General features: G+C 43.7%; 8 protein-coding genes. 7 read left to right on the top strand and 1 reads right to left on the bottom strand.

Annotated features, from left to right (window positions below):
* Positions 1 to 136 precede the first annotated feature (136 nt).
* Positions 137 to 364: a hypothetical protein gene (locus tag RIG66_RS04145; protein ID WP_446375484.1), complete on the bottom strand. Its 228-nt coding sequence runs from the start codon at positions 362 to 364 to the stop codon at positions 137 to 139.
* A 246-nt stretch (positions 365 to 610) separates the two neighbouring features.
* On the opposite strand from RIG66_RS04145, the gene RIG66_RS04140 reads away from it, so the two are divergent.
* The 7 genes from RIG66_RS04140 (at position 611) to RIG66_RS04110 (ending at position 8,166) form a co-directional block, all read left to right on the top strand.
* Positions 611 to 1,957: an FAD-binding oxidoreductase gene (locus RIG66_RS04140; RefSeq protein ID WP_446375482.1), complete on the top strand. Its 1,347-nt coding sequence runs from the start codon at positions 611 to 613 to the stop codon at positions 1,955 to 1,957.
* A 513-nt stretch (positions 1,958 to 2,470) separates the two neighbouring features.
* Entirely contained in the window at positions 2,471 to 3,274 is an 804-nt protein-coding gene (locus tag RIG66_RS04135) for a creatininase family protein (protein ID WP_446375480.1), read from the top strand.
* A gap of 105 nt (positions 3,275 to 3,379) precedes the next feature.
* A complete protein-coding gene (locus RIG66_RS04130) occupies positions 3,380 to 4,072 on the top strand; it encodes a hypothetical protein (protein WP_446375478.1) in 693 nt (230 codons plus the stop codon).
* 3 nt (positions 4,073 to 4,075) lie between these two features.
* On the top strand, positions 4,076 to 6,322 hold the full coding sequence (locus tag RIG66_RS04125; RefSeq protein WP_446375476.1) for an NACHT domain-containing protein: 2,247 nt from the start codon (positions 4,076 to 4,078) through the stop codon (positions 6,320 to 6,322).
* Positions 6,323 to 6,328: 6 nt separating this feature from the next.
* Complete coding sequence (locus RIG66_RS04120; RefSeq protein ID WP_446375474.1) at positions 6,329 to 6,778, top strand: DUF29 family protein; 450 nt, start codon at positions 6,329 to 6,331, stop codon at positions 6,776 to 6,778.
* A gap of 419 nt (positions 6,779 to 7,197) precedes the next feature.
* A complete protein-coding gene (locus RIG66_RS04115; RefSeq protein ID WP_446375488.1) occupies positions 7,198 to 7,317 on the top strand; it encodes a deaminase domain-containing protein in 120 nt (39 codons plus the stop codon).
* Between the two features lie 24 nt (positions 7,318 to 7,341).
* Complete coding sequence (locus RIG66_RS04110; protein ID WP_446375472.1) at positions 7,342 to 8,166, top strand: hypothetical protein; 825 nt, start codon at positions 7,342 to 7,344, stop codon at positions 8,164 to 8,166.
* Positions 8,167 to 8,233: the final 67 nt, after the last annotated feature.

The following is an 8,233-nucleotide window of genomic DNA, read 5'->3' as shown; positions in this document are numbered from 1 at the left end:
TTGTCTCACAGATTTTTCCCCAAGAGTATTAAGAAAATCTTAAATATACATGGGTACGAATTGAGAAGGATAATTGGCTCAAACGCTTACATAGTCACGGTTTAGGCTTCTATCCTCAATCGGGATGGGGGGAACTTCAGTCTAAACCGCCGTTGGCTTCTTCGGCTGCCATGCGAGCTAGGTTTTTGGCTCGATTCAGCGCTCTAATATAGTCTGAGTCGTAAACCATGACAATATCACTGTCAGGTTCGGAATAGGCATTTGGTGAGGTTTGAGCGCGGGCTTCTGAACTAATGCCCATCAAAGCACCCATAAAGAAGGTGGATGTTAAAACGCCGAGAGTTAGTTTGTTAAAGGTTTTCATCGTGAGTTCTCCTGTTTCGTTGCTAATTAAGTTGTTTCTAGCACTTGGGTTAGTGCAATGAAAATGAATTGGTTAAAAAGCGTATCAATCGCTTCTAGTTCTAGATTCGCGCAACTCCTCCCCGTTGAACTTCCCCACAGAGTTAGAACTATTACACGTTTAGATATGCAGTAAGATAGAAAGTTAACGCGAAGCCAAACGCGGCAGTTCATCAATCGTTGTTATTGTTCCCATCCTTAACCAGCAATGACCTCAACTCCTGCCCAATCCTTTGACTGGAATGCCTTAGCCTCGGAATTCGCGGGGATAGAAACGATTACTGAACCGACTCAGGTGGCTAAGTTATCTCTGGACTATTACCATTTCAGTCCGGTTCTGCAACCCCTGCTAGAGGATAAGCGAGGGAATCTGGTGGTACGCCCTCAGACTGAAGCGGATGTGCTACAGGTGGCGCGAATCTGTGTTAAGCACAAAGTTCCCCTGACGATTCGAGGCGCGGGAACGGGGAATTATGGGCAATGTATTCCGCTGCAAGGTGGAGTGATTTTGGATACCACCCGGATGAATGGGATTCGCTGGATTAAACGGGGTAAGACTTGTGTGGAACCGGGGGTGAAGTTAGCGGCGTTTGATAAACAAGCGCGGAAAATTGGCTGGGAATGGCGGATGGTGCCTTCAACCTATCGCAGTGCCACGATTGGTGGCTTTATTGGGGGTGGAAGTGGGGGAATTGGTTCAATTAACTATGGGCAATTGCGCGATCGCGGCAATCTTTTGGCGGTGCGTGTGGTTACACTGGAGGACGAACCCCGTGTGATTGAGTTACGGGGAGATGATGTGCAGAAGGTGAATCACGCTTATGGCACGAATGGGATTATTACGGAGTTAGAGGTTCCCCTCGCCCCGGCTTATGCGTGGGTAGAAGTTATTGTTATTTTCGATAACTTTATCACGGCTGCCCAGTTTGGTCAGGCTTTAGGTGATGCGGATGGGTTGGTGAAAAAGTTGATTAGTATTCATGCTCATCCCATCCCAACCTATTTTAGTGGATTGAAGTCATATCTGCCCGATGGGAAACACTGTGCCTTATTAACGATAGCGGAGTCTTGTTTAGAAGCGTTTCAGGAATTAGTTCGGGAGTATGACGGGGAAATTACCTATCAAAAATCTGCTCAAGATGGGAGTAAAGGCACAAGTTTAGCTGAGTTTACCTGGAATCATACCACATTACATGCCCGTAGTATTGACCCGACGCTAACATATTTGCAAACCTTCTTTTTTACGTTGGAACGGGTGGAGCAATTGTATGATCATTTCGGTGATGAGGTGATGATGCATTTGGAATTTATGCGAGTGAATGGTCAAGCGATTCCAGCCGGATTGCAACTGGTTCGCTATACCACGGAGGAACGGTTAAATGAGATTATTCGCTATCACGAAGAACAGGGGGCGTTTATTGCTAATCCTCACACTTATATTCTGGAAGATGGGGGACGTAAAATGATTGATGTGGAACAGGTGCAGTTTAAGGAACAGGTTGATCCGTATGGGTTGATGAATTCGGGTAAGATGCGAGGGTGGGAGGAGCGATAAGAGAGTTTTTTATCAATTTCAATAATCGAACATCTACTACTGGACTGACACAGCTAAAATTGTGGCATAGATTTTACGATTAAATCGGGCGCACGTCTGTGCGCCCCTACAATCCTCCCCATTAAAACATTGGCTACTTCTACCTATATAAGGGCGGGTTTTGTTGTTCCGTTATTGGTGGGGCAGGGCGGGTTTTGTTGTTCATTTATCGGTGAGGAGGGCGGGTTTCGTTGTTCCGTTATTGGTGGGGCAGGGCGAGTTTTGTTGTTCCGTTATTGGTGGGGCAGGGCGGGTTTTGTTGTTCCGTTATTGGTGGATATTTGAATTTAGTCCCTAAACCCGCCCCTACAAATGTCCCTAAACCTGCCCCTAAAAATAAATTTATCTATGGATTGGGATTATATTATTTTCGTTGAAACGGGGAGCATTTCCTTGTTTATTACAACCTTATTCCTTTTCTTATGCTATCTGCCTTATAGTTTAATTGGACTAATTTAGAAGCCAAATACTAAAATGCACAGTTTTATTCCCCCAGATCGCTTCTTTCCTTATCTCACTTGGGCAGATATCCAAACAATGCCGGATAAGGAAAATGTGGTGATTATTCAACCCGTTGGCGCGATTGAACAACATGGTCATCATTTGCCCTTAGTTGTGGATTCGGCGATTGGTGTGGGGGTTCTGGGTAAAGCCCTAGCCCAACTGGAACCGGATATCCCGGCTTATGCATTGCCGAATTTATTTTACGGGAAATCGAATGAACATTGGCATTTTCCCGGTACGATTACCCTCAGCGCCCAAACCTTGCTGGCGGTGTTAATGGAGGTGGCGGATAGTATTTATCGGGCGGGATTTCGGAAGTTAGTGCTGATGAATTCTCATGGCGGACAACCCCAGGTGATGGAAATTGCAGCGCGAGATATTCATCAAAAATATGGTGATTTTCTGGTGTTTCCCCTGTTTACCTGGCGGGTGCCCAATGTGGCAAAGGAGTTAATTTCAGCCAAGGAGTTGGAATTGGGAATTCATGCGGGGGATGCGGAAACGAGTTTGATGTTATCCCTATTACCGGAACAGGTGAAAATGGAACGGGCGGTGGCTGAATATCCTCAAGGGTTACCGGAAGATAGTTTATTGAGTATGGAGGGAAAGTTACCATTTGCTTGGTTGACGCGAGAATTGAGTCAGAGTGGGACATTGGGTGATCCCACACCCGCAACCAAAGAAAAAGGCGATCGCATCCTAGCGTCGTTGGTATCCGGTTGGGTACGGGTAATCCAGGATATCTATACGTTTCGCCAACCTCAAGGTAAGTAAGAGAACGTGCGATCGCGAATAAAGGTAAGGTGTCACAAGGGTGAAAGCCTCAAAGCAATGCTAAATTAGCATTAAAGACTTCTCACCCTATCTAAAGGCTGTCCCGTGACATCTCCCGGTTTTAACCAGAGACTAAACGACTTAGCAGATAACATTGCTAAAGATCAGGAACTCCTCAAGGAATTCGAGGATTGCTTGCGCTACGAGACAAATCCTCGCGTTAAAGCTGGATATCGTCGGGATATCCTGGATTTGGAGCAATCGGTTCAGCAAAATAAGCTTAATTATACCAAACTACGACAGGAATTAGCGAGTACACCTTCCGCTAAGATGCAGGCGGTGGGAAGTCAGTTGCAGCAGATGGATGCGAAGTTAAATCTCCTGTTGAGAAGTCAGGTTGAGATTTACGGCGACTTATCTCAGATGCGTAAAGACCTGCTGAACCGCTATGATGCTACTGAGCAAGTTGTAATCGCCGCGATCGCACAGCAGCTAAACCAGAATCAATTAGCCATCACTCAAGCCTTACTCAATGCGGTGGAAGCCAACCAGGTATCAGAATTGCAGATGCAGCAAATGTTAGTAGTATTAGAGGAACGCATTCCGGCTTTACCTGCTAGTCAATCGGCTGTAGCTGAGATTATTAAATCACCTGAGTTAGACGCTAAACATAAACTCAAGGTAACACTCCCGATTATTCCGTTTCTGATTGACTACGAAGGGGAGTTAGAACTTGGAAGTGGGTTCAATATCAAATCAGCTTGGGAGCAATTGCTGGCAAAGTTAAGGAGAAGGTAAGTTGTGGAGCGGTGTCAGTACCTCAAAGAACAACTCAATCAGGATTACAAGTTACTCAAGCAGTTAGAGGATGAGCGACGTTGTGAAACTAATCCACGTCGTAAACTTGGCTTAAATGCTGATATTGAAGAAATAGAACAAAGAATCCGCGATCGCGAAACCGAACTAAAATCTCTAGGTAATAACCAGAATAACAGTATTGATATTGATACCTTAGTCCAACAGGTACGCCAGCAGCGCCATGACAAAATCCAAGACCAGTGTGGCACAATGCGGATGCTGGATATTTCCCAGCTTATTGCCATTTCAGATATCTACACCGATGTCAATATATTAGAGAAGATAACTAGCCAGCAATGGTTAGATGCTTCTGACTTGGCGCGAAACTTTAACCCCGAATCCGATAACTTTGACCGACTGGGATTGGGTAGAGTACGTCAGAAGAGTGTCCCAGGTTTAGATGCTGTGTCGCGTTACAACAAGCTGATGGTACTTGGCAAACCTGGGTCAGGGAAAACCACGTTTTTGCAGTGGGTAGCGATTAAGTGCGACTTAGGTGAATTTCAACCAAACCGAGTTCCGATATTTATCCGACTGAAAAATTTTGCTGAGGATGCCAAAACTATAGGGACGCAAGGCTTTGCGCCCCTACAAGATTATATTAATGAAGAATTTATCAGTCGTGGGATTACAGATAAATCCGTAGTTGAAACGATACTAATCCAGGGAAAAGCATTGATTTTGTTGGATGGCTTAGATGAAGTCTTGGAAGAAGACGATGATGAAGTTATTAAGCTAATTCGTAGATTTGTTGAGAAGTATTTCAAAAATAAGTTTATTATCACCTGTCGTATCGCTGCCCAGAAATATAGATTTGTCCGTGAGGGCTTCAGCGATATTGAGGTAGCAGATTTTAAGGATAAGCAAGTTGAACTATTTGCTAAAAAATGGTTCACAGTTGCTAGGAATAATCCACAAGCTGGAGAAGCCACAGCGAGGCAATTTATTGAAAAGCTAAATCTGCCAGAAAATCAGCAAATCTCAGAACTAGCGGTCACACCAATATTACTAAACCTGACTTGCTTGGTGTTCTCAGCAAAAAATGAATTTCCATCAAAACGCTCTCAGCTATATGAGCAAGGATTGGAAATTCTGCTGATTAGATGGGATGAAAAGAGGGGGGTTAAACGGGATAAAATTTATCGAAATTTATCGGTAGAACACAAGATAGAGCTTCTCAGCCAGGTAGCAGCAATCACTTTTGATAAAAACCATTATTTTTTTGAGCAACGAGAACTCCAACAATACATTGCTGACTATCTCTGTACTTTACCTTATGAACAAACTGATGAACAAACTGATCAAGTAACACTGCAACAGGATAGTAAGGCGGTACTGGAATCTATTGCAGCACAACATGGGTTATTAGTAGAACGGGCAAGGGAAATCTATTCTTTCTCTCATCTGACGTTCCAAGAGTATCTCACGGCTAGAGAAATTGAGGCTAAATCTGACATTGCTTTATTAGTCAGTAAGATTACGGAAAAGCGTTGGCGTGAGGTGTTTTTGCTGACGGCTGGCATGATGCGGAATGCTGATGAACTTGTGCAGAATATGAAGCAAAGAATTGATGGGTTGGTAGCTGGTGATGAGAAATTACAGAGTTTCCTCACCTGGGTCAATCAAAAATCACTGTCCGTCGAAGTTCCCTACAAGCCCTCTGCTGTTAGAGCTTTCTATTTCGCCCTGTCCCCAGTCCGCTCCCGCGACCTCACCCTCTCCCTCGACCTCTCCCGCGACCTCACCCTCTCCCTCGACCTCTCCCTCGACTTCCACCTCTACGTCACTCTCGACTACTCCCTCAACCTCACCCTCGACCTCTACGTCACCCTCGACCTCTCCCTCAACCTCACCCTCGACTCTGAGTTAAAACAGTCGCTTCAACAACTTAAAGATCAACTTCCTAGCCGAGAAGGAAATGATAAAGAGCAATTTAATCAATGGTGGCAAATTAACAGTAGGACTTGGATAGAGCAGTTAAGAACCGTGATGATTCAGCATCGCAATATTGGTTATAACTGGCAGTTTAGCGATTCACAAAAGCAACTATTACAGCACTATTACAACGCCAATCAATTGCTAGTCGATTGCCTCAAAAGCGACTGTGACATCAGCCAGGAAGTGCGCCAAGAAATTGAAGACAACTTATTATTTATTACCTATTACCGAAATCGAGAAGCGGAGGAATAAAAGCGAATGGAAGAACTCATAACCTTAAAGGAATTTATCCAGCAAGGCAAAATTCCGGAAGCATTGGAACTTATTGAAGAATTAGAGGAGATGAGCAAATCCGATAAACTCAATAAAATATTTAGCTATGGCATCATTCTCTTATTGCATCTAATTAAAAAAGTGGCTGAAAATCGCACCACTAAATCCTGGCAGGTTTCTATATTTAATTCAGTTAAGCAAATTCAACGCACGAATCGACGCCATAAAGCTAAAGGGACTTATTTAACCGAAGACGAGTTACGGGAAACCTTACAGGATGCTTATGAATCAGCGCTGAGAAATGCAGCCCTAGAAGCGTTCGAGGGAACTTACGAGGCTGAAGAAATCGATGCCATGGTTAACCGGGAAGAAATTATTGAAATGGCAATGGATTTGATTCTAGAACGTCAATCGACTGATGGAACATCAGAATAGTAACACGAAGTCGTGACATCAAATGATCGGAAAGGGCGACCCGAGTAAATTGAGTGGACTACAGTTGTTCATTAGTGCAAGCGGGTCGCCCCTACATGGTTGATACAGGTGTTTTTTCTAGGGTTTGTAGTCAGGGCTTTAGCCTAAGCATTTATCGGTTCAAAACTCAACAAAATAGCGAGCGAGACGCTCACACTACAACGATTCTCTATTGCCTATTGTCACCACCACTGAATTTAGTCGTCTTTAGACAACTTGAGATTTGATCCTTGGGTTTGAACCCAAAGCGGTAAGACAGCGACAGGTGCAAAATGTTAGTCATAACAAATACAAAAATCCGCGATCGCTACCTTGTCGCCAACGCCGCTAACCTCTGTAAAATCTGAAGGACAGGATATAACTCATTCTCTGGTCGATATATATATCTCTATACCGAAAGGCAACCCTGTGAAAGTTGTAATGGTGTCATAGAGCAGTTTCAGGCAAAGTTCCCCAATATTAAGATATCGGGAGTTTTCTGGGATTACCCCTATCCATAAGATTGATAGAAAAAGGAATCGGCTATGACATTACTATCATTCCACTATCCAAACTTTCAGATTTCCTCTTCCTGGGCAATTCCTAGTCATCTACAGGACTTACTTCATGATGTTTGGCTGTATCACTATGAAGAACTTTATGAAGAGAACGTCGATGGAACGACTCCCCTAGAGGATGCTATCGAAGCCGTTTTAGATGCGCTGGCGAACGAAAATTATGTCTTGACTCATTCTCGTTATGTCTTCATGGCGCTGATATTAGCACTCGCCGTTGAACCAACAGTGGAGACGTATTTTCCACAGGATACAAGACCAAGAAAAGTTTTGTTGTTGATAGTGAATTGGTATTGTCAAGTAATACAATCAGTTAAGTGGAATGAATATCCCCATAATAGAGTTATTCAATTATCAGCTCAGGAGCAATTACTTGGGGAAGCTGAGATCGTGAATGGTAAAGATTTAGAGTTGCTTTCGGCATGGATTACTGGACTGTCGTCAACAAACAATAAAGCGTCTGTGGTGTTGAAAATCAATAATCAGTTGTTTCCGAGACAATCAGAAGGAACTCAAGCTATTGATGAAGCTTTAGATGTTTTTCGCAATGGGGTGCGGATTCTTGACATAAATCAAGCTAGACTTGCACTCTTAGAAATGCTGGATGATTGTTTGGAGGGGTATGCTGTTTTTCCGGGTTCTCAGGGAAGACGGGATCTGTTTAACTGGTGGTTATTGGAAGTGGTTCCGGCGACTTGGTGCTTACAGTTACCTAAATTTGTCTATACGATAAACGGCTTAAAGCAACTGAATCCACATCAATTTTTTTCTCAAACTATCCCTTTCAGTTATTAGCCGTGGTGATCCGATAAACTGTAAATTTAGGGACTGGCGTCTTGATAATTGACTAATCAATCTTGGC

The sequence above is a fragment of the Coleofasciculus sp. E2-BRE-01 genome (genome assembly GCF_040221695.1).
Lineage (GTDB): Bacteria > Cyanobacteriota > Cyanobacteriia > Cyanobacteriales > Coleofasciculaceae > Coleofasciculus.
The sequence above is the reverse complement of the archived record's forward strand: the minus strand, read 5'-3'. Positions and strand labels throughout refer to the sequence as shown.